The sequence below is a fragment of the Stenotrophomonas sp. 10L48 genome, from assembly GCF_056395105.1.
Genome location: NZ_JBFTIX010000008.1, coordinates 152912 through 176027, shown reverse-complemented (window position 1 = coordinate 176027; position 23116 = coordinate 152912). Strand labels below are relative to the sequence as shown.

General features: G+C 64.7%; 18 protein-coding genes and 1 riboswitch. Of the genes, 10 read left to right on the top strand and 8 right to left on the bottom strand.

Annotated features, from left to right (window positions below; translation table 11 throughout):
* The first annotated feature begins 259 nt into the window (after positions 1 to 259).
* Both AC1DCU_RS14945 and AC1DCU_RS14940 read left to right on the top strand, forming a co-directional pair.
* Entirely contained in the window at positions 260 to 1936 is a 1677-nt protein-coding gene (locus AC1DCU_RS14945) for an electron transfer flavoprotein-ubiquinone oxidoreductase (protein ID WP_032978093.1), read from the top strand.
* 66 nt (positions 1937 to 2002) lie between these two features.
* Positions 2003 to 2404 carry a c-type cytochrome gene (locus tag AC1DCU_RS14940; protein ID WP_442251521.1) on the top strand — a complete coding sequence of 134 codons (402 nt, stop codon included), beginning with the start codon at positions 2003 to 2005 and terminating at the stop codon, positions 2402 to 2404.
* Here AC1DCU_RS14940 and AC1DCU_RS14935 read toward each other — a convergent pair.
* A complete protein-coding gene (locus AC1DCU_RS14935; RefSeq protein WP_442251520.1) occupies positions 2398 to 6006 on the bottom strand; it encodes an ATP-binding protein in 3609 nt (1202 codons plus the stop codon). The two genes, AC1DCU_RS14940 and AC1DCU_RS14935, sit on opposite strands and share 7 nt — an antisense overlap.
* 75 nt (positions 6007 to 6081) lie before the next feature.
* On the opposite strand from AC1DCU_RS14935, the gene AC1DCU_RS14930 reads away from it, so the two are divergent.
* From AC1DCU_RS14930 to pnuC, 7 genes are all read left to right on the top strand, one after another.
* Positions 6082 to 6720, top strand: coding sequence for a response regulator (locus AC1DCU_RS14930; protein ID WP_442251519.1), 639 nt, complete (start codon positions 6082 to 6084; stop codon positions 6718 to 6720).
* 204 nt (positions 6721 to 6924) lie between these two features.
* Positions 6925 to 7860 carry a hypothetical protein gene (locus tag AC1DCU_RS14925; RefSeq protein WP_032978087.1) on the top strand — a complete coding sequence of 312 codons (936 nt, stop codon included), beginning with the start codon at positions 6925 to 6927 and terminating at the stop codon, positions 7858 to 7860.
* 107 nt (positions 7861 to 7967) lie between these two features.
* The gene (locus AC1DCU_RS14920) at positions 7968 to 9995 is read left to right on the top strand and encodes an XVIPCD domain-containing protein (protein WP_442251518.1); all 2028 of its coding nucleotides are present in this window, start codon (positions 7968 to 7970) and stop codon (positions 9993 to 9995) included.
* Positions 9996 to 10243: 248 nt separating this feature from the next.
* A complete protein-coding gene (locus tag AC1DCU_RS14915) occupies positions 10244 to 10642 on the top strand; it encodes a glycine zipper 2TM domain-containing protein (protein WP_025875877.1) in 399 nt (132 codons plus the stop codon).
* A gap of 129 nt (positions 10643 to 10771) precedes the next feature.
* Positions 10772 to 11899 carry a phosphotransferase enzyme family protein gene (locus tag AC1DCU_RS14910; protein WP_478014205.1) on the top strand — a complete coding sequence of 376 codons (1128 nt, stop codon included), beginning with the start codon at positions 10772 to 10774 and terminating at the stop codon, positions 11897 to 11899.
* A gap of 155 nt (positions 11900 to 12054) precedes the next feature.
* A riboswitch (TPP riboswitch) is annotated at positions 12055 to 12150 on the top strand.
* 70 nt (positions 12151 to 12220) lie between these two features.
* Positions 12221 to 14398, top strand: coding sequence for a TonB-dependent siderophore receptor (locus tag AC1DCU_RS14905; protein WP_442251516.1), 2178 nt, complete (start codon positions 12221 to 12223; stop codon positions 14396 to 14398).
* Entirely contained in the window at positions 14395 to 14979 is a 585-nt protein-coding gene (pnuC, locus tag AC1DCU_RS14900) for a nicotinamide riboside transporter PnuC (protein WP_313444015.1), read from the top strand. Before AC1DCU_RS14905 ends, pnuC begins: the two co-directional genes overlap by 4 nt.
* Before the next feature lie 108 nt (positions 14980 to 15087).
* Here pnuC and AC1DCU_RS14895 read toward each other — a convergent pair whose 3' ends face one another.
* From AC1DCU_RS14895 to AC1DCU_RS14865, 7 genes are all read right to left on the bottom strand, one after another.
* Complete coding sequence (locus AC1DCU_RS14895; protein ID WP_088100877.1) at positions 15088 to 15504, bottom strand: TonB C-terminal domain-containing protein; 417 nt, start codon at positions 15502 to 15504, stop codon at positions 15088 to 15090.
* Positions 15505 to 15665: 161 nt separating this feature from the next.
* Positions 15666 to 16640 (bottom strand): Dyp-type peroxidase, encoded by a 975-nt coding sequence (locus AC1DCU_RS14890; RefSeq protein WP_478013558.1) that lies wholly within the window; start codon positions 16638 to 16640, stop codon positions 15666 to 15668.
* Positions 16641 to 16745: 105 nt separating this feature from the next.
* Positions 16746 to 17015: a hypothetical protein gene (locus tag AC1DCU_RS14885; protein WP_442251514.1), complete on the bottom strand. Its 270-nt coding sequence runs from the start codon at positions 17013 to 17015 to the stop codon at positions 16746 to 16748.
* A gap of 7 nt (positions 17016 to 17022) precedes the next feature.
* Positions 17023 to 17349, bottom strand: coding sequence for a hypothetical protein (locus AC1DCU_RS14880; RefSeq protein WP_442251513.1), 327 nt, complete (start codon positions 17347 to 17349; stop codon positions 17023 to 17025).
* A 24-nt stretch (positions 17350 to 17373) separates the two neighbouring features.
* Complete coding sequence (locus AC1DCU_RS14875) at positions 17374 to 17742, bottom strand: VOC family protein (RefSeq protein WP_088100798.1); 369 nt, start codon at positions 17740 to 17742, stop codon at positions 17374 to 17376.
* A gap of 69 nt (positions 17743 to 17811) precedes the next feature.
* On the bottom strand, positions 17812 to 18579 hold the full coding sequence (locus AC1DCU_RS14870; RefSeq protein WP_442251512.1) for a helix-turn-helix domain-containing protein: 768 nt from the start codon (positions 18577 to 18579) through the stop codon (positions 17812 to 17814).
* A gap of 115 nt (positions 18580 to 18694) precedes the next feature.
* Complete coding sequence (locus tag AC1DCU_RS14865; protein WP_025875896.1) at positions 18695 to 19267, bottom strand: OmpO family porin; 573 nt, start codon at positions 19265 to 19267, stop codon at positions 18695 to 18697.
* Between the two features lie 715 nt (positions 19268 to 19982).
* Between AC1DCU_RS14865 and AC1DCU_RS14860 the strand changes: the two genes are divergently transcribed.
* On the top strand, positions 19983 to 22931 hold the full coding sequence (locus tag AC1DCU_RS14860; RefSeq protein WP_478013557.1) for a DEAD/DEAH box helicase: 2949 nt from the start codon (positions 19983 to 19985) through the stop codon (positions 22929 to 22931).
* Positions 22932 to 23116: the final 185 nt, after the last annotated feature.

The following is a 23116-nucleotide window of genomic DNA, read 5'->3' as shown; positions in this document are numbered from 1 at the left end:
GAGTTGGTGTGCGGGTAGAGGCCGACCTTGGTCGGCGCTGGTGTTTCCGCTCACGCCAACCAAGGTTGGCACCTGCCAGACCACGCGCATTACGCTGCATTGCAGCAATTGCGATGTGAACATCGGCGATCTAGCTCGATCACGCCCGTCCCGGTACCCTGACACATTCAAACAACCGTTTCGCCCGTGGCTGCACGCGCGATTCCCAGGCAACCGCCGGTGGCCCCGATGCCGGCACTACCCACGAGTCATGCAATCGATGAGTGCTGAAGCCAACGCCCTGCCCCAGCGTGAAGTCATGGAATTCGACGTGGTCGTCGTCGGTGCCGGCCCGGCCGGCCTGGCCACCGCGATCCGCCTGCGCCAACGTGCGATCGACGCCGGCCGCGAACTGTCGGTATGCGTGCTGGAGAAGGGCTCCGAACCCGGCGCGCACGTGCTGTCCGGCGCGGTGATGGACCCGCGCGCGCTGACCGAACTGTTCCCGGACTGGGCCGAGCGCGGCGCACCGCTGAAGCAGAAGGTCACCCGCGACGAGTTCCTGTTCCTCAGCGAGACCGGCGCGCGCACCACCCCGCACGCGCTGTTGCCCGAGTGCTTCCACAACGAAGGCAACTACATCATCAGCCTGGGCGAAGTCACCCGCTGGCTGGCGCAGCAGGCCGAGGCGCTGGAAGTGGCGATCTTCCCCGGCTTCGCCGCCGCCGAAGTGCTGTACGGCGATGACGGTGCGGTGATCGGCGTGGCTACCGGCGACATGGGCATCGAAAAGGACGGCACGATCGGTCCGGCCTTCGAGCGCGGCATGGCCCTGCATGCGAAGTACACGGTGTTCGCCGAAGGCGCGCGCGGCCACCTCGGCCGCCAGCTGATCAGCCGTTTCAAGCTGGACGAAGGCAAGGATCCGCAGGCCTACGGCATCGGCATCAAGGAACTGTGGCAGATCGACCCGGCCAAGCATGAGCCGGGCCTGGTGGTGCACGCCGCCGGCTGGCCGCTGGATACCGATACCTACGGCGGTGCCTTCCTGTACCACGCCGACGGCGGCAAGGTCGCCATCGGCTACGTGGTCGGCCTGGACTACAAGAACCCCTGGCTGAGCCCGTTCGAGGAATTCCAGCGCTTCAAGACCCATCCGTCGATCCGCAAGCATCTGGAAGGCGGCACCCGCATCGGCTACGGCGCGCGTGCGATCACTGCGGGCGGCCTGATGTCGCTGCCCAAGACCGTGTTCCCGGGCGGCGCGCTGGTTGGCTGCGAAGCCGGCTACCTCAACGTCAGCCGCATCAAGGGCAGCCACGCCGCGATCAAGACCGGCATGCTGTGCGCCGATGCCGCCTTCGACGCGCTGGTGGCCGATCGCCAGCACGATGAGCTCAGCGCCTACCCGGCCGCCTTTGAAACCAGCTGGCTGCACGACGAACTGAAGCTGTCCAAGAACTTCAAGCAGTGGTTCAAGAAGGGCCAGACCGTGGCCACGCTGATGACCGGCATCGAGCAGTGGCTGCTGCCGAAGCTGGGCGTGCGCAACCCGCCGTGGACCCTGCGCCACAGCATCCCGGACCACGCCTGCCTGGAGCCGGCATCCAAGCACACGCGCATTGCCTATCCCAAGCCCGATGGCGTGCTGACCTTCGACCGCCTCAGCTCGGTGTTCCTCAGCAGCACCAACCACGACGAGAACCAGCCCAGCCACCTGACGCTGAAGGATGCGAGCATCCCGGTGAAGGTGAACCTGGCCGAGTACGCCGGTCCGGAAGCGCGCTACTGCCCGGCGGGCGTGTACGAATTCGTCGGCGACGGCAACGATGCGCGGCTGCAGATCAACGCGCAGAACTGCGTGCACTGCAAGACCTGCGACATCAAGGATCCGACCCAGAACATCGTCTGGGTGACCCCGCAGGGCGGCGGCGGCCCGAACTACTCCGGCATGTGACCGGCGATGGGGCTGCGACGGCCGGTCGCAGCCCCACGGCGCGTGCGCCCGTTATCCTGCTCGCCCATGCGTGCCCTTCGTCTGCTTCCCGCTGTTGCCACGATCCTGGTCGCCAGTGCGTGCCAGCGCCCGCCCGCTGCGCCCAGCACGCCCGAACAAGCGCGCCAGCAGGCGATGCAGCGCGCGTTCGAACTGTGCGCGGGCTGCCATACCGTCAATGCCGGCGGCATCCACCGCTTCGGTCCCAACCTGCATGGGGTGATCGGCCGCCGTGCGGGCAGCCTGCCCGACTACGCATACTCGCAGGGCATGCGCCGCGCCGACTTCGTCTGGAGTGCGCAGACCCTGGACACCTTCCTGCAGTCGCCCACCCATCTGGTACCCGGCACGCGCATGTACAACGCCTTCCCGAGCGCCGAGCGTCGCGCGCTGGTGATCGCTTACCTGCAGGAGCACGCGGCTCAGTGAGCCAGGCGCTGCAGCTGGTGCTGCAGGTGCGCCACGAACTGCCCGGCGTCGGCAACCGCCGATGCGACCTCTGCATCGCCCGCGGCCTGCAACCGTTCCACCAGCGCGTTGGCGCGATCGGCCAGGCCGCGTGCACCCACCGCCCCCAGCGCACCGGCCTGCCGATGCAGGTGCAGCGCGGCCGTCACCCGGTCGCCTTCGTGCAGCGCGCGCTGCAGGGCCGCGATGTCCTCGTTGCTGGCCTTGACCAGGCTGTCGTGCAGCTGCCGGGCGATCTCGCGCGAACCGAAGCGCCGTTGCAGGGTCGCCAGGTCGGGTAGCCCCTCGTCGCCCTCGGGCTCATCGTCGCTGTCCACCGCGGCCTGGTCATCTTCAGCACCCTCGGCGCGCGGCAACCAGCGCAGCAGCGCTTGCCGCAGCGTCGCCAGCGACAATGGCTTGGCCAGCACGTCGTCCATGCCGGCTTCGCGGCAGCGGCGTGCGTCATCGTCAAGCACGCTGGCGGTCAGCGCCAACACCGGCATCCGCGGCTGGCCGTTGCGCCCCTCGCGCTCGCGCAGCAGGCGGGTGAAACCAAATCCATCCAGCACCGGCATGCGGCAGTCGGTGATGACCAGATCGAAGGATTCCTCCGCCAGCCGGTCCAATGCCTGCTGCCCGTCATCAACCAGCACATGCGGCACGCCCAGCTGCTGCAGGCGCCAGGCCATCATCGCCTGGTTGGTGGGATGGTCTTCAATGATCATCACCCGTGCCTGGCGCAGATCAGGGGGCAGCAGCGCGATCTGCTGGTGCTCGGCCTGCAGCGCGATCACATCCTCGCTGCGCGCCTCCACCAGCGACAGCAGCACGTCAACCCGCGTTCCTTCGCCCAGCGTGCTTTCCAGCTTCAGTTCGCCGTCCATCTTCTGCACCAGGCGCCGGCAGATGCTCAGGCCCAGCCCGGTGCCCCCATGGTCGCGCTGGATGTACGCACCGGCCTGGGTGAAGGGTTCGAACAGGGTCGGCAGCTGCTCCGGCGCGATGCCGATGCCGGTGTCGGTGACGCTCAGGCGCAGCGGCTGGCTGCCATCCTCGGCAGTAGGCCCCAACACTTCCAGCTGCAGCCGCACCGAGCCCTTCACGGTGAACTTGATGGCATTGCTGAGCAGGTTGAACACGATCTGGCGCAGGCGCACGCCGTCCACCTCATGGGCCTGTGCCAGCTGTTCGTCAATGTCCAGCTGCAGGTCCAGGCCACGCGCCGTGGCCTGCGGCAACAACAGTCGATGCACACCCTCCAGCAGTGGCCGCACCGGCAGCGGCACCGGCTCCAGGCGCAGCGCGCCCGCTTCCATCCGCGAATAGTCGAGGATGTCGTCGAGGATCTGCCGCAGCATCTGCGCCGAGTCTTCGATCACGCCGAGGATGCGTTGCTGTTCGGCGTCCAGCGGCGAATGCGCCAGCACTTCCAGCATGCCCAGCACACCGCTCATCGGTGTGCGGATTTCATGGCTCATGGTGGCCAGGAAGCGCGATTTCGCTGCTGCAGCCTGCTCGGCTTCGACCATCGCCGCGGCCAGCGCGTCGGCCTGCGCGCGCGCTTGGCTCACGTCCACCCAGTAACCACTCCAGGTTACCGCGCCTGCTTCCGTTGAATACGGGTGCGCCTGGCTGCGCACCCAGCAGGGCGCGCTTCCGTCGCGGTGGATACGGAACTCGAAGGACAGCGGGGCGAAATTGCGTGCCGCCCGTTCCATCGCACGCAGCACCTTTTCGCGGTCGTCGGCATCGATGCATGCCAGCAGCGCCTGCCCGTCCGACTCCGCCTGCTGCCGGCTGATGCCGAACATCGACTGCACATCGCCGGCAATGAAGGGGAAGCTCAGGGTGCCGTCCGCTTCGCGGCGGGCCTGGTAGACGATGGCAGGCAGGTTGTCGGTCACCTCGGCCAGGCGCTGCTCCAGCTCGCGACGGCCAGCCACTTCGCGGCGCAACCGCCAGTGCCCCAGCCCATGCATTGCCACAGCAGTGGTCAGCACCAGCAGCAGGGGAAGGCCCCAGCGCAGCAGGGTGCGCCAGTCCACTCCATCGCGGTATTCCACCGACAACCAATCGCCGCGCAGGGCCTCGCGCCGGCGCGGCCCCATCTGCAGCAGCAGGCGGTCGAAGGTGGTGGCCAATGCCGCATGGCGACGCTCCACCGCCAGCGCCAGCTGGTCGTTGAACCCGGCTGGCGCGGCCAGTTGCAGGCGCCCCGGGAAGCGGTTGCGCAGCAGCTGGTCGACCAGCGCCAGGTTGCCCACGTAGGCATCAGCCTCGCCATCTGCCAGGCGTTGCAGGGCCTGCTCGGCGCTGCGCGCGGCGACGATCTTCACCGACGGTGCCTGATGCTGCACGTAGCCACGGATGCGCTCGGGATCGGACAACAGCACGCGCTTGCCGTCCAGGTCCGACAGACCCAGCATCGACGGACTGTCAGTGCGGGTGACAATCACATTGGGAACGGTGATGAAGGGCTGGCTGAACACCCATTCCGGCCCGAGATAGTTCGAATCGGAGGGAATGCCGATCACCGCCTGCAGTTCTCCGCGACGCGCCTTCTCGCGCACCTCATACCAGTCATGGCTGTTTTCAACCTGCAGGTTGGCGCCGGCCTGCAGCAGGCGCTGCAGGTATTCGTTGGTCAGGCCACTGGGCTTGCCATTCCTGTCGGCAAACGACAGCGGCGCGGCGTTGGGCGCAAAGCCGATCTTCAAGGGTTGCTGCAGCACGCGTTTCTCGGCCTGGCTCAATGCCAGCTGCGCCGACGCCGACCACTGCGGCGGTGGCAGCCAGCGCTGCGCGAGGGCGTCACGCTGCGCTTCGCTGACGGCGGCAAGCGCCAGGTCCAGTGCTTCGGACAACGGCTGTTTGCTGTTGGGCACACCGAAATGCAACTGCTCCGGGGGCAGATCGCTGGGCCGCAGCAACGCCACACCCTTCAACCCGTTGGAGGCGATCAGTTCCGTCGCCACGTAGGCATTGCCGATGAAAATGTCGGCTTTGTCGTCTCTGACCATACGCAAGGCCGTCAGCGTGTTGTCTGCGACAAGTTGTCGTGCCCTTGGGAACCGCGCACGCACCTGCGGTCCGGTCATGAAGTCCTGCTCGACCACAACGCGCAGGCCATCCAGATCAGGTGCCTCCGAAGCACGCAGGTCCTGAGGACGTCCAACCATGGCCAGCGGTGCTTCGGCATAGGCGGCGGTATAGACCATGCAACGGGTACGCTCGGCGCTGAGCGCGATGTTCATCACCACGTCGATTTCGCCGCGACATGCCGCATCCAGCACGGAGGGCCAGTCCGCAAAACGGCGCGTCTCCACCTTCAGGCCAAGCTGCCGGGCCGAAAGCGTCAGGTAGTCCGGGCCGAGGCCCACCTGCTTCCCGTCCTGGATCGACTCAAAAGGAGGCCAGCCACTGTCATACTGTCCAACAACGACAACAGGATGTGCGGCCAGGTACTCGCGCTGCAGGGGGCTGAGCGGCAACGGCCCCGGCGTGGACGCAGGCTGGGCCAGCGCCGGCAGCGCCAGCAGGGTCGTCAACAGGATCAGTCCACGAGCCGCCCAGCTGCGCATCTGCAACGATCTCCTGGAAGTCCTGCCAGGGACCGCGACGGTCGCGGTCCGGCGTGCCGGTGGCCATACTAGAGCATGACCTTGCGCATCATCATCGCAGACGATCACCCCGTGGTCCGCATCGGTACCCGCGCCGTCATCGAATCCAGCGGCGTTGGCCGAGTCGTTGGCGAGGCCGACAACGCCCAGGCGCTGATGACCCTGCTGACGACCCAGCCCTGCGACCTGCTGGTCACCGACTACTCGATGCCTGGCAGCCCGCAGGCCGATGGCTTCGCCATGATCGGCATGATCCGCCGCCGCCATCCCGACCTGCCGGTGCTCATGCTCAGCGTCTCCAACAACCTGGCGATCCTGCGCATGGTGCTCGACAGCGGCGTGCTCGGCCTGGTCGACAAGAGTTCGTCGATGGAAGAACTGCCGCAGGCGATCCAGGCGGTCTATCGCGGCCAGTCCTACATCAGCCGCAGCCTGCGCGAGCGGGTGGAGGAAGCCGGCAGCTGGCGCATGCGCGAGGGTGACGGCAAGCCGTTGTCGCCGCGCGAAGTGGAGGTGCTGCGGCTGCTCGGCACCGGCATGACGGTCAAGGAAATCTCGCTGCAGCTGCACAAGAGCGTCAGCACCATCAGCCGCCAGAAGGGTGACGCCATGCTCAAGCTCGGGCTGAAGGGCGACGCGGAGCTGTTCGACTACCTGCGCGACGGCAGGATCTGAGACACCGTTCGCAGTTCTCTGACGGGAGGCTCCTCCCTGCCCCCTGTGATCGCCGTCGCATCTGTGCCATCATCCGCGTCGATGGGTTTTCCTATGCGAGGTCGAAGGAATCGACCGGCTCATCACGACGTTCCCCCTCATCGAGGGCGGGGCGTGTTCTGCGTTGGCCTTCCTGCCCGACGCCCGCAAACCATGGAGAGGTGCATGAAGATCCTTCCGGAATCCCGCTTGGCCCGTGTCCGCCCACGCCTGTGTGCGACGTTCGCCGGCCTGCTCGTTGCGCTGCTTGCCAGTGCCTGCACCCCCTCGCCTTCGACCGCGTCACCACAGGGCGCCACCGCGCCACGACAGGATGTTGCCCCGATGCAGAGCTCCGCCACACCCGCCACCACGGCCACCGCCACGCCCCCCGATGCCGGCAGCGTGCTGTATTTCATCTACGACGTCGACGGCGATGGCGCCGTTTCGTATGAAGTAGCCAATGGCAGTGTCGCCACCTTCTGGTTCGGCCATGCCTTCGAACTGGCCGGCACCCGCTATTACACCGGCTTTGCCTGGAACACACCGCAGAAGTACGGCAAGCCCGGCGAAGACGAAGCCGGTCCGGACAGCCAGGTCACCCTGACCGAGGCCACCTTCACCCTGACAGGCGACAAGCCGGATCGTCCCTGGGTGTTCAAGGGCGCCGAACCGTGGATCGGTACCGTCGGCGCCTATGGCACCGCGCCGGACATCGACAGCAAGCGCAAGCCGCTGGAATACCGCACTCCGGCCGGCAAGCTGGTGCTGGCGGTGCCGACCAGCACCTTCGCTACCGGTACCAGCATCGAAAGCTACACCGTGCTGGTATTCAACCCGGACTACGAGAAGTCCGAAGACGGCCAGGTCTGGGCCAGCGCGGGCACGGTGATCACCGGCGAAGACAATTCAGCCGCCTGCGACGAGGGCCAGGTGATGCCGTGCGTCAGCAACCGGGGCGCACTGGCCTTCAGCGCCGTCGCCGGCAGCGACCTGCCCACCATCACCGTCACCGCCACCGGCACCACCATTTCCGGCCCGGGCCAGACCCGTGCGCTGGGTGCGGCCGACGCGCGCCAGTACCACTACGACGCCGCCCGCAAGGCCTACGTCGAAAAGTAAGACGCACCACCCCGCAGCACCTGTTGACCGACATGTTGAAGACTCACGGATGAGTCCGGTTGGCGTATCGCGGCAAAGGCCGCTCCATCAACCCCAGAGGAAGTGTCATGGCACAACGTGACTACAGCAAAAAGGAAGTTCTCGACATCATCGAGCAGGTTGCACAGCGCAAGGGCATCGCCAGCGAGGACTTCCTGCGCTTTGCCCACATCGAGACCGGTGGCCGCTTCAACGAGCGCGCGCACAACGACAAGACCGATGCCAAGGGCCTGTTCCAGTTCCTGCCGTCGTCGGCCAGGCAGTACGGCCTGACCGGCCACGAGTACGACCCGACCCGCAACACCGAAGCGGCAGCGGAGATGTTCAAGCGCAACCTGGTGGACATGGAAAAGCGCCATGACCGCACCGGCCATCCCTACCTGTCCGGTGATGACAAGCCGAGCGGCCTTGACCTGTATCTGGCACACCAGCAGGGTGCCGCCGGCTACGGTTCGATCCAGACCGCGATCGCCACCGGCACGTTCGGCGTGGTGCGCGACGGCCACGGCGATCCGATCAACATGCGCCCGCGCATCATGGGCCAGATCGGCAGTGACGTCGAAGCGCTGACCGGGCATACGCGCGCCGAGATGCGCACGATGAATGATCGTGACCTGGCCAGCACCTTCGCCCAGTACTACGACCGCAAGTACGACGCGATCAGCATCCCGGAAAAGAACATCGCGCCGATCACCGAGGCCCAGGCGCGTCCGGCGCCGGTGCAGGCCGCACCGACGCAGACCGTGACCCCCGCCGCGCAGGCGGCCGTCGCCGCCGGTGCCGCAGCCATCGCCGCCACCGCCACGGCTGCTGCCGCCAAGCCCGATGCACCCGGCATTTCGCTGGATGCGGCCTACAACGCCGGCGTGAAGTACGACAACGTCAAGTACGCGATCAACATCGAATCCAGCCAGTACTACCGTGGCAAGGGTGTCACCGGCAAGAACGTCGAGCAAGGCTACATCGACTGCTCCGGCTGGGTCGGCACGATGCTCAACAAGACCCAAGATGAGATCAACCAGAAGGCCGGCCATGCGGTGTTCGCCGACGCCGACAAGATCAAGCTGGGCTTCGCCGGCTCCGGCGGTATCGTGCATGACGCCTACAAGGACTCCGGCGTGCTGCTCAAGCGCGACGACATCCTCAAGCCGGGTGCGCTGAAGGAAGGCATGGTGATCGGCCTGGATACGGCCAAGACCAAGCACGAGCACTGGAACGGCATCGACCACATCGTGATGGTGGTGCGAGACCCGAACACCGACAAGCTGCTGATCAGCCAGTCCACCGGCAAGCTGGGCGTGCATACCATGCCGGTGGAGGATTACCTCAAGCAGGTAAAGGACCACCCCAACTGGGAGCTGTTCGCCTCCGATCCGCTGCACCAGGCACGCGATCTGCTGGAAAACCGCAGCCAGGCGCACGAGCAGGCGCAGGCCAAGGGCGCCGCCGAGCCGAAGCCGTCCCCGCAGGAAAAGCCGCAGACCAGCAACGAAGTGCATAAGCAGGGTGCGCACGGCGAGGATGTGCGCAGGGCGCAGGAACAGCTGGGCCACCTGGGGTATGTGGGTGCCGACGGCAAGCCGCTGGTCGAGGATGGAAAGTTCGGTCGCAACACCGAGGCTGCCGTGCGCCAGCTGCAGAAGGACAACGGTCTGGCAGTGGACGGCATCATCGGCCCGAAGACGCTGGATGCGATCAAGGACGCGCGCGAGCGCCCGCTGCTCAATGACGGGCGCCATCCGCAGAACCCGATGTACAACCAGGCCGTGAAGGGCATGGAAGGCCTGCCGGCAGGCACCTTCAAGGACCGCCATGCACTGGAGGCCGCCGCCGCTGCACTGACCAAGGAAGCGCAGGCCAGCGGCATGCAGCGCATCGATTCGGTGGTGCCCAGCACCAACGGCGAGCGCATGTTTGCCGTACAGGGCACCGCCGGTGACCCGGCTGCCTGCCGCGCGGCGGTGGACACCCGTGCGGCCAGCGAGCAGAGCATGGCACTCAGCAGTGGTGCGGTGCACGGTGCACCGAATGTCCTGCAGCAGCAGGACGCCCAGCAGGAGCAGGTGAAGCAGGCCCAGCGCGCCATGGGCCACTGAGCCAGGCCAGGCAGGGGAAACCATGGGAAGGGCCGCGTACTGCGGCCCTTTTCCTTTCTGGCAGCTGAGCGGCCGCCGCGCTTTCAGCCTCGCTTCATGCCGCCTGACGCTAGATGAATGCGCAAGCCGCACGGGGATCGCGCGCAATGTTCCGGCAATGTCCGGGCACCAGCGTGGTCCCTACGGCAGCCGGGGCGCCCAGCGCCCTCCCTGCCCACCGTGGCATGCACCTCACAGGAGAACCCAACATGCTCAGCACTTCCGCACTCAGCTTCCGTGGTCTGGCGATGGCCCTGGCACTTCTTGCCGGCGTGGCCGTGGTCAGTGATGCCAGCGCGATGTCGAGGAAGGACAAGCGCACCGTGGTCGGTGCCGTCGTCGGCGGCGTGGCGGGTCACCTGATCTCCAACGGCGACCCGGCTGCCACCGTCGGCGGCGCGGTTGCCGGCGGCGCCATCGGCAACCTGACCACCTCCGACCGCCATGATCGACGCTACGACGGGCGCTATGACCGTCGCTACGATCGCCGTTATGACCGTGGCTACAACCGCGGCTATGGCTACGACCGCCGCGATGACCGTCGCTGGCAGCGCGAGCGCCATGACAACCGCTACTACCACGACCGCGGCCGTCATCGCGGCTGGTAAGCGCGCCGGCCACAGGCCGCACGTGGCGTCCCTGACGGGCGGGTCGATGACCCGCCCGTTTGCGTCTGTGGCGTCCATGGCGTTGAATGCGCAGCCTTGGATGTTCCTCTACTCACCAGCGGCCGTGGCATGACTTCTTCCCCCCATCGCGTGCAGGGCCTCAACAACGACGAGGTCGTCGCCGACTGGCCGGCGATCGACGCGCAGGAGATCACCTGGCTGCGTGGCCACTTTCCGCAGCTGGGCGCGGACAGCACGCTGCGCTGGCACAGCCCGCGTCCGTTGTCGGCCGCGGCCATCGTCGACGGCACCGGCGGTCCGGTCTTCATCAAGCGCCACCACCACAGTGTGCGCAGCGCTGGAAGCCTGGAAGAAGAACACCGTTTCATCGCGCATCTGGCAACTGCCGGCATGCCGGTGGTGCAGGTGCTGGCCAGCAACGACGGCCGCACCGCACTCGAACACGGCCCGTGGACCTACGAACTGCATGCGGTGGGCGCCGGCAAGGACCTGTATCGCGAACTGCCGTCATGGTCACCACTGACCGACATCGCCCAGGCACACCAGGCAGGAAGAATGCTGGCCACGCTGCACCGCGCGGCCGCCAGCTACCACRCCCCGCAGCGCGGCACCCATCTGCTGGTGGCACGCGACGACCTGATCCGCGCCGATGACCCGATCGCCGCGCTGAACGCCGACCTCGGCAACCGCCCCGGGTTGGCCCGCTACCTGGCGCGCATTCCCTGGGAAGAACAGCTGCGCCGCGATGTGCTGCCGTGGCACCACGGCCTGGCCGCGCGCCTGCAGGACGAACCGCGGCTGTGGGCGCACAACGACTGGCACGTCTCCAACCTGCTGTGGAACGACGACGGCACGATTGCCACGGTGCTCGATTTCGGCCTGGCCTCGCCCACCAGCGCGCTGTTCGACCTGGCCACCGCGATCGAACGCAACGCGGTGGCCTGGCTGCAGCTGGAGCGCGGCACCGATGCTGTTCGCATCGACATCGCCCTGGCCCTGCTGGACGGCTATCGGCAGGAACTGCCGCTGTCGCCCACCCGCGTGCACCTGCTGGCCGACCTGCTGCCGATGGTGCATTTCGACTTCGCTCTGTCCGAAGTGGAGTATTTCGAGGGCGTCACCGGATCGACCGCGAACGCCGATGTGGCCTGGCAGCCGTTCATGCTCGGGCATCCGGCGTGGTTCGCCACGGCCCCCGGCCAGGCCCTGCTGGCGGCCCTGCACGCCGCCGCGTGAGCCGCGAGCCACCAAACACCCGGGGTACTCAGTAGACCGACGCCATGCGTCGATGATGCGCTCGGCCGGGGTCAGATCCCTTTCCGCTGGAAAGGGATCTGACCCCGGCTGAAGGGCGGTAGCTCGCAAATCCGTACCATTTGTAGTGAAATGGTCACCTGAAGCGGGGGTGCCTGGATCTGCCAGGCTGAGAGAGTCCCTTGGAACCTGATCCGGTTTGCACCGGCGTAGGGAGCTTTGAGCCGCAGCCACACCCCCGTCATGGGCCGGTGCACCTGCGCGCCGTCGCTTCGTCTCCCTTGTTGTCTGAAGACGAATCGAATGAACCGCTGCCTGCGCCCCACCCTGCTCGCCCTCGCCCTCTGCGCCGCCCTGCCGCTGTACGCCAGCGAGGCAGGCACCGACGCTGCTGATGCGCCCTCCTCGCCCACCGAACTGGCGGCGGTGCGCGTGCAGGCCGGCAAACCGAAGGCCGACACCTCGCGCGTCAACGCCTTCGGCGGCGGCTCCTGGAAGGACACCCCCGCCTCGGTGAACGTGCTGGAGCGCGACTACCTCGACCGCCGCCAGGTGCGTTCGCTGTCCGAGCTGGCCAGCAATGATGCCTCGCTGGGCGATGCCTATGCGCCGGTGGGCTACTACCAGAACATCGCCATCCGCGGCTTCGCGCTGGATGCGGCCACCGGCTACCGCTTCAACGGCATGTCCATCGCCGGCGAGCAGCGCCTGGCGCTGGAGAACATCCAGGAAGTGCAGATCCTCAAGGGCGAAGCCGGCCTCGCGGCTGGCGTGATGGCACCCGGCGGCATCATCAACTACGTGGGCAAGCGCCCGGCGGAAGTGCGTACGGTCACCCTGGGCACCGATTCGGAAGGCTCACGCTATGCAGCCGTGGATGTCGGCCACTGGCTGACCCCGCGCTTCGGCGTGCGTCTGAACGCCGCCTGGGATGCCAGTGATTCCTACGTCGAGCATGCCGACGGTCGCCGCAACTTCTATTCGCTGGCCACCGACTGGCTGATCGGCGAACACGGCAAGCTGGAAGTGGATGCCAACTACCAGACCAGCGCGCAGCGCTCGGTGTCCGGCTTCCAGCTGCTGGGCGCGCGCGACCTGCCACGCGGCGTCGACCGCGAACGCCTGCTCGGCTACCAGCCGTGGCAGCGGCCGGTGGACATTGCCAGCACCAACATTACCGCGCTGCACACCTATGACTTCAACGATGCGTGGCAGTCGCGCGTCTCGGTCGGCCACAGCCGTTCGGTGATCGATGACAACGTCGCCTTCGCCTACGGCTGCTACTACACCGCAGGGTGCGCAGACGGCAGCGTGCCGGGCAACTACTTCGCCCCCAACGGCGACTACGACATCTACGACTACCGCAGCCCGGATGACACCCGCCGCAACCAGCAGGCCCGTGCCGAACTGCGCGGCAGTTTCGAGACCGGCAGCGTCGGCCACCAGCTGAGCGTCGGCGCCGACTACTTCCGCCGCACCATCGACAAGCGCCCGAGCGTCAACGAGTACGTCGGCACCAGCAACATCCACGACGTGCAGGTGCCGGTGTTCGAGCCCTCGCCGAAGATGCCGGGTGCATCGGCACGGCGCCTGGACAGCCGGCAGACCGCGTTCTTCGCGCTGGACCGGATGAGCTTCGGCGATGACTGGCAGTGGCTGGCCGGCGGCCGCTTCGTGCGCCTGGACGAGCGCGCCTACGACAAGCGCAGCACGCCGCAGCGCCACAGCCGCCTGTCGCGCTTCCTGCCGCAGACCGCGCTGGTGTGGAAGGCCACCGACCAGCTCAACGCCTACGCCAGCTACGTGCGCGGCATTTCGCTGGGCCAGGAAGCACCGTTCTGGACGTCCAACGCCGATACCTTCCTGCCGTCGATGCAGTCGCGGCAGCTGGAAGTGGGCGTGAAGTACGTGCCAGTGGACGCCCTCACCCTGGGCGCGGCCGTGTTCCGCACCTCCCAGCCCTACCAGTACGCAAAGCCCGACGGCAGCGACGTTGGCTACACCTTCGTCGAAGAAGGCCAGCAGACCCATACCGGCCTGGAACTGACCGCCAACGGCCAGCTGACCGACGCGCTGCAGATCGTCGCCAGCGCCAGCGTGCTGCAGGCGCGCGCACGCGATACCGGCACCCCGGCCTATGAAGGCCATCAGCTGGTGAACGTGCCCAAGGTGCGCGCCAGCGTGCACCTGGCCTACGCGCTGCCGTTCGTTGAAGGCCTGGATGTGACGGGTGGCTGGCGCTATGCCTCCTCCAACGTGGCCCGCGCCGACGGCGGTGTGCGCGCACCGGACTACTCGGTGTTCGACGCCGGCCTGCGCTTCCAGCACCGCCTGCACGACCGTGCGGTCAGCTGGAACCTGTCGGTGGACAACCTGTTCAACCGCTTCTACTGGCGCGACACCGGCAGCAGCGGCGGTGACTACTACCTGTTCCCGGGTGCGCCGCGACAGGCGCGCCTGTCGGTGACGTTCGCGCTGTGAGCGGCGTCGCGCTCGAGTGGACTGCCGCGCTCTTCAGCATCCTCGGGGTGTGGCTGATGGCAAAGCGACGGCTGGCCGCGTGGCCGGTCGGCCTGCTGTCGGTCGCGCTGTACGGCGTGGTGTTCGCCGAAGCCAAGCTGTACTCGGACACGCTGCTGCAGGTTGCCTTTGGTGGCTTCCTGGTCTACGGCTGGATCAACTGGCGCCAGCACGCCGCCGATGAAGGCAGCATCCGCATCGTGCCGCTGGCGCGCGGCAAGCTGCTGCGCGACCTGGCCATCGGCCTGTGTGGCGGCGTGGCGCTTGGCGCCGGCATGCACACCTTCACCGATGCAGCGTTGCCGTGGCTGGACGCGATGCTGACCGCACTGAGCCTGGTCGGGCAATGGTGGCAGGCACGCCGGCACACGGCCTGCTGGTGGGTGTGGATCGTGGTGGACGTGGTCTACGTGGGCGCCTATCTGTTCAAATCGCTGCACGTGACTGCTGCGTTGTACGTGTTCTTCCTGGGCCTGGCATTGTTCGGGCTGCGGGCGTGGCGCGCCGCCGCGCGCGAGCCGCAGGCAGTACCTGCGCAGTAGAGCCACGCCATGCGTGGCTGCGTTTGGTAGATGCCGACCTTGGTCGGCAGGTGAGCGCCAACCAAGGTTGGCGTCTACCGATGCCCGGCATCCACGCATGGCGTGGATCTACTGGGTAAGGGTCAGCCCCAATCGCAGTGGCTGTCGCATGTCCTTCGGCGGCGCCGCCGGCAACGGCGTGGCCTGCAGCGCCGCACGCAGATCGGCATCGACCCGTGCATCACCCAGGCTGTCGAATTCCAGTTTCGAGATGGCGCCATCGCCGGCGATCCACACGCTCACCACCAACGGCGCCGGCGCATCGGGATGCTCCTGCAGCCAGGCCAGCAGGCGCTGCGCGTGCGGATCCTGCTCCTGCTGCAGACGCTGCTGCAACTCGCCGCTGACGGAGGCGGCATAGGCCATCCAATGCGCAGGCGCGTCCTGTGCGGACACGCTGGCGCTCCCCAGCGCCAACAGGCCCAGCAACCATGCCAACGGGCGCCAGCCACGGCGCGAGGTGCGCTTGTTGCCTGCAGAAGCCATCACCCACGTCTCCACGTCCATCCCAACGCGTCATGGTCGGCGCCGTAGATGACAGGCAGATGGCGGCGCAGTAGAGCCACGCCATGCGTGGCTGTTCCGGGCAACCGGTTGATCCATCCACGCATGGCGTGGATCTACCTGGCTGCCCCCACCCGGCGTGATCAGTCGCCCAGGTCGGCCAGCACCTTGCGCGAGGGCGCAAAGAAGGTGACGCCGGTGGTCGCGGTGGAGAAATCGAGGATGCGGTCATGCAGCGGCGCGGGATTGCCGATGAACATCCGCTCCAGCATCTTCTCGATCACCCACAGCCGACGCGTGTAGCCGATGAAGTAGGTGCCGTACTCGCCGCGCCCCGGATTGGCGAAGGGCATGTTGTCGCGCAGGATCTCGTGCTCGCCGTCGGCATCCTCGATGGTGCACAGCGTCTTGTGCGACTTCTGCGCGTCGGCCGGCGCGTCGTCCAGCTCGATGTTGTCGTGCTTGGTGCGGCCGATGATCGCCTCCTGCGCCTCGGTCTTCTGCGCACGCCAGGCATCGAGGTTGTGCAGGTACTTCTGCACCACCACGTAGCTGCCACCGGCATGGTCGGGATCCTCGTCGCCGACGATGGTCGCCTCCGGCAGTGACAGGCCTTCGGGGTTGGCCGTGCCGTCGACGAAATCGAGCAGGTCGCGGCCGTCGAAGTAGCGGAAACCGGCCACGTCATCCACCGCGCCCACCGCATCGCCGAAGGCCATCATCAGGTTGCGCTCGAAGGCCACGATCAGATCCATCGTGCGTGCACGGATGTGGTACAGCAGGTCGCCCGGCGTGGAGACCGCCGTGTGGGTCGCACCCTTCACTTCCTGGAAGGGCTTCAACTCGCGCGGCGGCGTACTGCCCACCAGCGGCGCCCACACGCGGTGGCCGATGGCCACGTTGCAGGTGAAGGTGCGCTCGATCTCGCGGATGGCGGTGTTCTTGATCAGGTCATCGGTGCTGGCCAGCACCTCGCGTACTTTCGCCAGCGACGCCGCATCGTCCTTCACCGTCAGCACCAGGAACGCAGCCGAATGGGTCAGCGGCGCGGTGATCTGCTGCGGCTCGTTGTCGAGCGTGTGGTTGAGGGCGGTGATGGGTGCGGGCTGGGCGTTCACGATGGTTCCTGCTGGCTTGAGGCGGGCACATCGCCTGCGGCGATGTGCGGGCGATCATAGCGGAACGACCTTGCCGGCGACGGAGCGGTTCTCAGTTCGCGGTGGTCAGCCGACGGGCGCCAGCCACTCATCGGCAAGCACCTGTGCCTGCAGCCCGCTGTCGGTGATCGAGTGCTGCGGCTGCTGCAACCACCACTCTCCGTGCCACTGCGGCCGCATGTGTCCGCGCAGGAACCGCTCGACGCGAAAGCGCTGCCCGACACGAAGGATGCAGGCCAGCCGCATGCGGTCCTGCGAGACCACCGACGCCTGCAGCTGCCAGCCGTCCGCAGCATCGCGCAGCAGATTCGCTCCAGCGATCTCGATCACGTCCATGCTGTGGCTACGCCGTGGTCACGGTGAACTGCTGCGGCGTGCGCCACGCAACCCGCAGGTAGGGTCCCTCCAGCACACCGCCCTCGCGAAGATGCTCGAACACGTCGGCCGGACACCACTCCCTGCCCGCCGAGAAGGCCACGCCGAGATCACGCAGGCGGAGGAAGACGGCGGCCTTGGCTGCATCGTCGGGGACCGGCAGGGTGAGGGTGTCTTCTTCGCCAGCGGTGAATCCCAGCGCCTGCAGCGAGGCCCGCGAGCGGCCATTGAACAGCATCACCTTGATGCAGTTGCCGTCGGCCTGCCTCACATAGGCATCGATGTGCGTTTCCATTGGCGGATTGTAGAGGCAGACGGATCAGCTGGCGTCGCTCCACACCGCCAGCACGTAGCCGTCCAGATCGCGGAAATGGAAGCGACGGCCGCCGGGAAAGGCAAACACCGCCTGCACGATCTCGCCGCCAGCTGCGAGGATGCGCTGCTGCGCGTCGGCAAGGTCCACGCAGTACACGATGACCAGCGCGCCTCCTGAGGGCGTCACTGCCTGGCCGGCGACAAAGCCACCTTTGAGGCGGCCGTCATCGAACTCGGTATAGGCCGGGCCGTAGTCGGTGAAGGACCAGCCGAAGACCTGCCCATAGAACTGCTTGCTGCGGGCGATGTCGGCGACGTTGAATTCGATGTTGTCGATGCGGCGTTCGGCAGTGGTGGTGTCTGCGTGGCTCATGGTGCGGCTCTGTGGTTGGAGCGCCCAGCATCGGTCAGGGTCGGGCCCGGGTCTTGAACGAAACGGCCATCAACGTCCCCACTGCTGGCGCAGCGCGCTTGCCGTCAGGCCGGCAAGCTCGCGGGCGTCGCGGCTGAGGTGGGCCTGGTCGGCATAGCCCGCCTCCACGGCCAGCATCGCCAGACTGTGCGCGGGTTGGGTCTGGCTGCAGCGCAGGAACCGCTGCAGACGCAGGATCCGCTCCAGCGACTTTGCTCCGTAACCGAACTGCGTCTGGCTGAAGCGACGCAGGGTGCGCGGGCTCATGGCCAGTTGTGCGGCGAGTGCGTCGATGCTGGCATCGCCTCTGGCAGCGTGCGCGAACAGCGCATGCGCGCGGCGTGTGTGTTCGTCCAGCACGGCCGCCGGCATGTTCCGCTGCAGGCTGTCAGCCAGGCGCTGCAGGCGCTGGTCGGGCGCGGCGTCACCGATCCAGGCCGCAGCCTGAGTCGCCCAGCGGGTATTGAATTCGATCAGGGGCACGGCTTGGCCGACGATGCCGGACAAGTCGATGCCGAGCGCAGACGATGCCTGCCCAGGCCGGAACCGCGCGCCCAGCACCTGTGCACCGGGGGTCAGTTGCGGGTGTGCGGCGGTACGGTCCGGTCCCACCACGAACAGCGCACCATCACGCCAGAGAATGTCCACGCATCCATCGGGCAGCACGGTGATGCTGCCACTGGCATCAGCAGGCAACTGGCTCTGCCAGAGCTGGCCGAACTGGCCACGCAGCGGCGCAGGCGCCAGGTGTTCCTGGTAGGCCAAGCCGGTGCCAGCGGGAGTGGAGGGATCGCCCATGCCCCATTGTGGCAAAGCGATGCCGGAAAAAGAGAAGCCCGGCACGAGGCCGGGCTTCGCTGGCGTGTGGGAGAGAGATCACACGCCAGTTACACGCACTAACGACAGGCGTTTGTTACCAGCTGAAGCGCGGGCCCACGAACCACTCGCGGTCGCCGGCCTTGGCCAGCTTCACTTCGCCACTCAGGCCCCAGTTCTGGTTGAACTTGGCGGTAGCGCCGACACGGCCGTAGAACTCGCCGTCCGGGTTGATGCCGTGCTTCTTGCTGTAATCCTCGTAACCGGCCAGCGCATAGCCTTCCAGGTACGGGTTGAACGCGGTGCGCACGCCCACTTCAGTGGAGTAGCCGTTGAAGTCCAGGCCGTGCTTCATGTCGAACTTCTGGTACGCAACACGAGCCACCAGGTCGGTGTTCGGTGCGATGCCGTAGTTGTAGCCGGCGCCGATGCGCCACTGGTCGACATCGTTCTTGAAGGTGTCGGTTTCCTGCTTGCTGTAATCACCGAAGATGTGGAAGTTCGGATGCACGGCAACCGAGCCCTTCACGCCCCAGCCATCAGCGTCGCCGCCCTTGGCATCGGTGTTCACGTAGCCGCCTTCAACGTAGTTGTACGACAGGCCATCGGCAGCCGATGCGGCGAACGGCAGCGCGGCCAACAGACCCAGGGCAAGCAGCGAATTCTTGATCATCGGGATACACCTTTCATTATTTTGGTTTCGTCGAACGCCCCTCGGGAGGGGAGGGAGGAGAGGCGTTCGACAGGTGTGAATTATCCGTTTGTTGATGAAATCGGCCCTGAATATTGAACTGACCGGTACATGAATGAGGTTCCTGTTCAGGGAACTCTCGATGCGCCGTGTGGGGCGAACACCATAGTTTGTGCAGCTTTGGACAGACTATGGTGACAGCTGGGGGTGCCAAACTATGGTGTCGACTCGGTTGCCAAGCGCCATGTCTCCACCGGGAGAGTCGTCCCTCCTAGCGCGCCATGTCGCCCACCAAGGCTATGAGCCAATGCAGCCTCACAGTTCGAGCCTCCTTCGATCTACCTACAAGTTGCCGGGCGCGGCTTGCCCTTGAAGGGCGTCTGGCCAGACTTGAGCATCGTCATCTGCACAACGTAGGCCGCTAAGCCCTTGAAGCAAAAGGGCGCAGCTCGCTGGCTGGCTGATATGCGAGTATCCCCGTTTGGTCAGCCAGTTGTAATTGGCTTGACCGGGAGGACGCTCTCTGGATCGGAGTCGCCTGCGGGACATAGAACCTGCGGGACATCGAAAAGTTAGAAGCGCAGATTCCTAGCTTGGGAATGAGGGGATCTAGTGAAGCATCTAACTCTATCGAGACAACTTTACGCTTGACACAGCTTATTACCACAGGCGCACCAAGGACAGGAGCTGGCAGATGGACATCGACTTTGATTTCTACAATAAGAACGCGGTCTACAAGAGCTGGGCTGACCACCGTCTAGTCTTCAGAGTTGCGAACGCGGAGGCGGGCGTAACAGGATTCAGGTTGCCACAAAGGGCAGCTGCCTTCGCAGTCCTGTCTCATCTCGATATCTCGCCTTCAAAGCCAGCAACTGTCGTGATGCCAACAGGGACTGGTAAAACCGACACCATATTCGCGCTAATGCTGGCGGGACTGTTCAAGCGGACGCTTCTCGTTGTCCCATCGGACGCACTACGCTCGCAAATGAGCGAGCGTCTTGAGTCCTTGTCGACGCTAAGGCGGATCGAAGTAGTAACGGACCAGCTTCTGTCGCCTAAAGTTCATTTGGCGGCAGGTCTAAGCGGCGCGCTCGATCTAAGCGCGATAGAAGCAGCAAATGTCACTGTCGCAACTCCGGATACGCTTGCTCAACTGCAACCTGATCAACTGGGGCAAGTCATCGGGCTCTTCACACATGTCGTATTTGATGAAGCTCACCATGTGGTTGCCGATACCTGGGAGCGCATCAGGGCCGCGGCAGATGGCAAGCCGACGCTGTACTTCACTGCAACTCCGTTCCGGCTCGATGACCAGCGGATCAGCGGAAAAATCGTATTCAACTACACGCTAAGACAAGCCCAGCGCGACGGGTACTTCCAAGAAATTGAGTTTCATCCCATACGTGAGTATCGAGAGGAGATGGCTGACGAGGCTATCGCCAGAAAGGCCGTCGCTCTTCTTCAGCAGGACCTTGAGGATGGCTTTGATCACATCCTTCTAGCGAGATGTTCGGCGATAGAGAAGGCTAGAGCGGTCGCGGCGATCTACGCGAGACTGTCGGATGGGACAGACCTCAATCCCGTGCTTCTGCACAGCAAGCTTAAGGGCCTAGCCGAGAGAAGAAAGGATGTAATCGACCGTAAATGCAGGATCGTCATCTGTGTAAACATGCTAGGTGAAGGATTCGATCTACCCGAGCTGAAGCTAGCGGCAATCCATGATCAACACCGCAGTCCAGCAGTGACTCTGCAGTTCATTGGACGCCTAACGCGTGTCTCATCCAAGTTGGGGCCAGCAAAGTTCATAGCCAACATTGCCAACCAACGTATCGACGGAGAGATGCAGGGGCTCTATGCGTCCGATGCGGACTGGGGCATGATCATTCGCGAAGTAAGTGAGAATAAGATCGGAAGAGAAGTAGAACGCCAAGAGTTTGAGGCAAAGTTCGAAGGAAATGACGACGCGGAAAAGATCGTCTCGCTCAACCCGAAGCCAAACACCAGCGCCATTGCTTATCGCGTGAATCCTTCAGGATGGATGCCAAAAAACGTCGCAAAGCTAAGAGGGCGGGGCGAGGCGCTGGAACTAAGCTCGGTGGGTGGTGACGACTCTATCGTTATGGCCGTGACCAAGCAGACCACTCCGGTCGAGTGGACAGATAGCGCTTCCGTCATGACGACAACATGGAATCTCTACCTCGCCTACTACCGTTCCGCGGACAGGACGCTCTTCGCGACTTGCTCAGGCGATGAGACGCAGCTTGCGCGCTTTGTTAGCCTAATTGCTCCAAACGCGCCCAGAATTCGTGATGACGCGGTGTTCCGCATCCTCAGTGGAATTGATCTTCTCAAGCTGCAGAACGTCGGACTCATGCGAGGTGGTCGCGAAGTTCGATTCACAATGCACGTGGGCCAGGACGTCAACTCTGTCATGGAGGATCTTGAGAACGGGACTTCTGCCAAGACGAACGTGTTCGCGGTAGGACATGCCAATGGAGAGAGAACTACAGCGGGATGTTCGACTAAAGGAAAGCTGTGGAGGATGGATGACTCGGCGATTGACGAATGGGTTAGGTGGTGTGACCAAGTTTCAGTCAAGATAAATGATCAAAGCATAGACACATCTGACATTCTCAAGAATGTCCTCCGCAGCGAGAGAATTAAGGAAGCATGGCCTCTAGGACTGTTCTTTGCTGACTGGCCAGATCAGCTCCTGATCGAGACTGAGAACAAGAGCGCGATCACCGTCGACTCAATCTCGTACCCAATCACAGATCTAACACTTGGGGCTCCTGTCTACCAGTCTCCAGCGACCTTAGCAGTACCCCTGATTGCTTCGCAGGATGGCGAGCAAGAACAAGAATTGCTGAGAATAGAAATCAAGCTTGAGACAGACGGATACTCATACTCGGCGCCAAACGCCACCTTCACCGTGGGCAGCAAAGAACAGAGCCTCGAGGAGTACCTCGATAGAACGCGTCTTAGGCTGCTATCCGTTGACGGCTCAGTAGTCATTGGTAACTACCGGATCTACTCCCCTAGCAGTCTCAACGTAAAACTGCCACAGAATCTCTTGGAAAGCTGGCCATGGACTAACGTAGACATCAGCAGGGAGTCGATGCTGAGTCGGAGCGACCTTACGAGTGTTCAGGGATACACCTTTAGCAGAATTGAACATGACTACGACGTTGTTTTCGACGATGACGGTTCCGGTGAAGTGGCAGATCTCGTCGCCGTACGCGTCCTTGAATACTGTATAGAGGTTGACTTTTATCACTGCAAGTATTGCAAATCTGGCTACGCTCCAGGCGGTCGTATTGACGATGCCTACGTGGTGACCGGACAGGCAAGTCGATCTGTGAAATGGCACGGTAGGGGTCAAAAACTGTTCCAGCGCCTGCTAGATCGCTACAGCAAATCTGAAAGTAAGGGAAGGAATCGCATCCTAAAGGGGTCGCCCGAGGCCCTCGACTTGCTGCGTAGGAAGGCTCGAGACATGGAAGTTCGGATTGGCTTTGTCATTGTGCAGCCGGCAATCTCTCTTCGGAGCAATCTAGATGAAGTATTGACGGTGCTCGGCACGAGCTACGTGTACATAAAAAGCATTGTAAATACCAAGCTACGAGTGATCTGCAGTCCATAAATCAGGCTGGTCAATTCCTATCGACCTACGCTGGATCATTGAAGTCGGGGTCTGAGCGGCCGGTCGCGACCATTCACGCCGCACGAAGCGCGCTGGAATCAACCAGCGCGCGTGGTGTCGGCGCGACATCAGGACCGGATGCCTTGAGAACCACCTCTCCAAGTGAAAGGATGGATGATTCTAAA

Coding starts and splice junctions, on each gene's coding strand:
- AC1DCU_RS14945 (WP_032978093.1), top strand. CDS start 260: ATGAGTGCTGAAGCCAACGCCCTGCCCCAGCGTGAAGTCATGGAATTC.
- AC1DCU_RS14940 (WP_442251521.1), top strand. CDS start 2,003: ATGCGTGCCCTTCGTCTGCTTCCCGCTGTTGCCACGATCCTGGTCGCC.
- AC1DCU_RS14935 (WP_442251520.1), bottom strand. CDS start 6,006: ATGCGCAGCTGGGCGGCTCGTGGACTGATCCTGTTGACGACCCTGCTG.
- AC1DCU_RS14930 (WP_442251519.1), top strand. CDS start 6,082: ATGACCTTGCGCATCATCATCGCAGACGATCACCCCGTGGTCCGCATC.
- AC1DCU_RS14925 (WP_032978087.1), top strand. CDS start 6,925: ATGAAGATCCTTCCGGAATCCCGCTTGGCCCGTGTCCGCCCACGCCTG.
- AC1DCU_RS14920 (WP_442251518.1), top strand. CDS start 7,968: ATGGCACAACGTGACTACAGCAAAAAGGAAGTTCTCGACATCATCGAG.
- AC1DCU_RS14915 (WP_025875877.1), top strand. CDS start 10,244: ATGCTCAGCACTTCCGCACTCAGCTTCCGTGGTCTGGCGATGGCCCTG.
- AC1DCU_RS14905 (WP_442251516.1), top strand. CDS start 12,221: ATGAACCGCTGCCTGCGCCCCACCCTGCTCGCCCTCGCCCTCTGCGCC.
- AC1DCU_RS14895 (WP_088100877.1), bottom strand. CDS start 15,504: ATGGCTTCTGCAGGCAACAAGCGCACCTCGCGCCGTGGCTGGCGCCCG.
- AC1DCU_RS14885 (WP_442251514.1), bottom strand. CDS start 17,015: ATGGACGTGATCGAGATCGCTGGAGCGAATCTGCTGCGCGATGCTGCG.
- AC1DCU_RS14880 (WP_442251513.1), bottom strand. CDS start 17,349: ATGGAAACGCACATCGATGCCTATGTGAGGCAGGCCGACGGCAACTGC.
- AC1DCU_RS14875 (WP_088100798.1), bottom strand. CDS start 17,742: ATGAGCCACGCAGACACCACCACTGCCGAACGCCGCATCGACAACATC.
- AC1DCU_RS14870 (WP_442251512.1), bottom strand. CDS start 18,579: ATGGGCGATCCCTCCACTCCCGCTGGCACCGGCTTGGCCTACCAGGAA.
- AC1DCU_RS14860 (WP_478013557.1), top strand. CDS start 19,983: ATGGACATCGACTTTGATTTCTACAATAAGAACGCGGTCTACAAGAGC.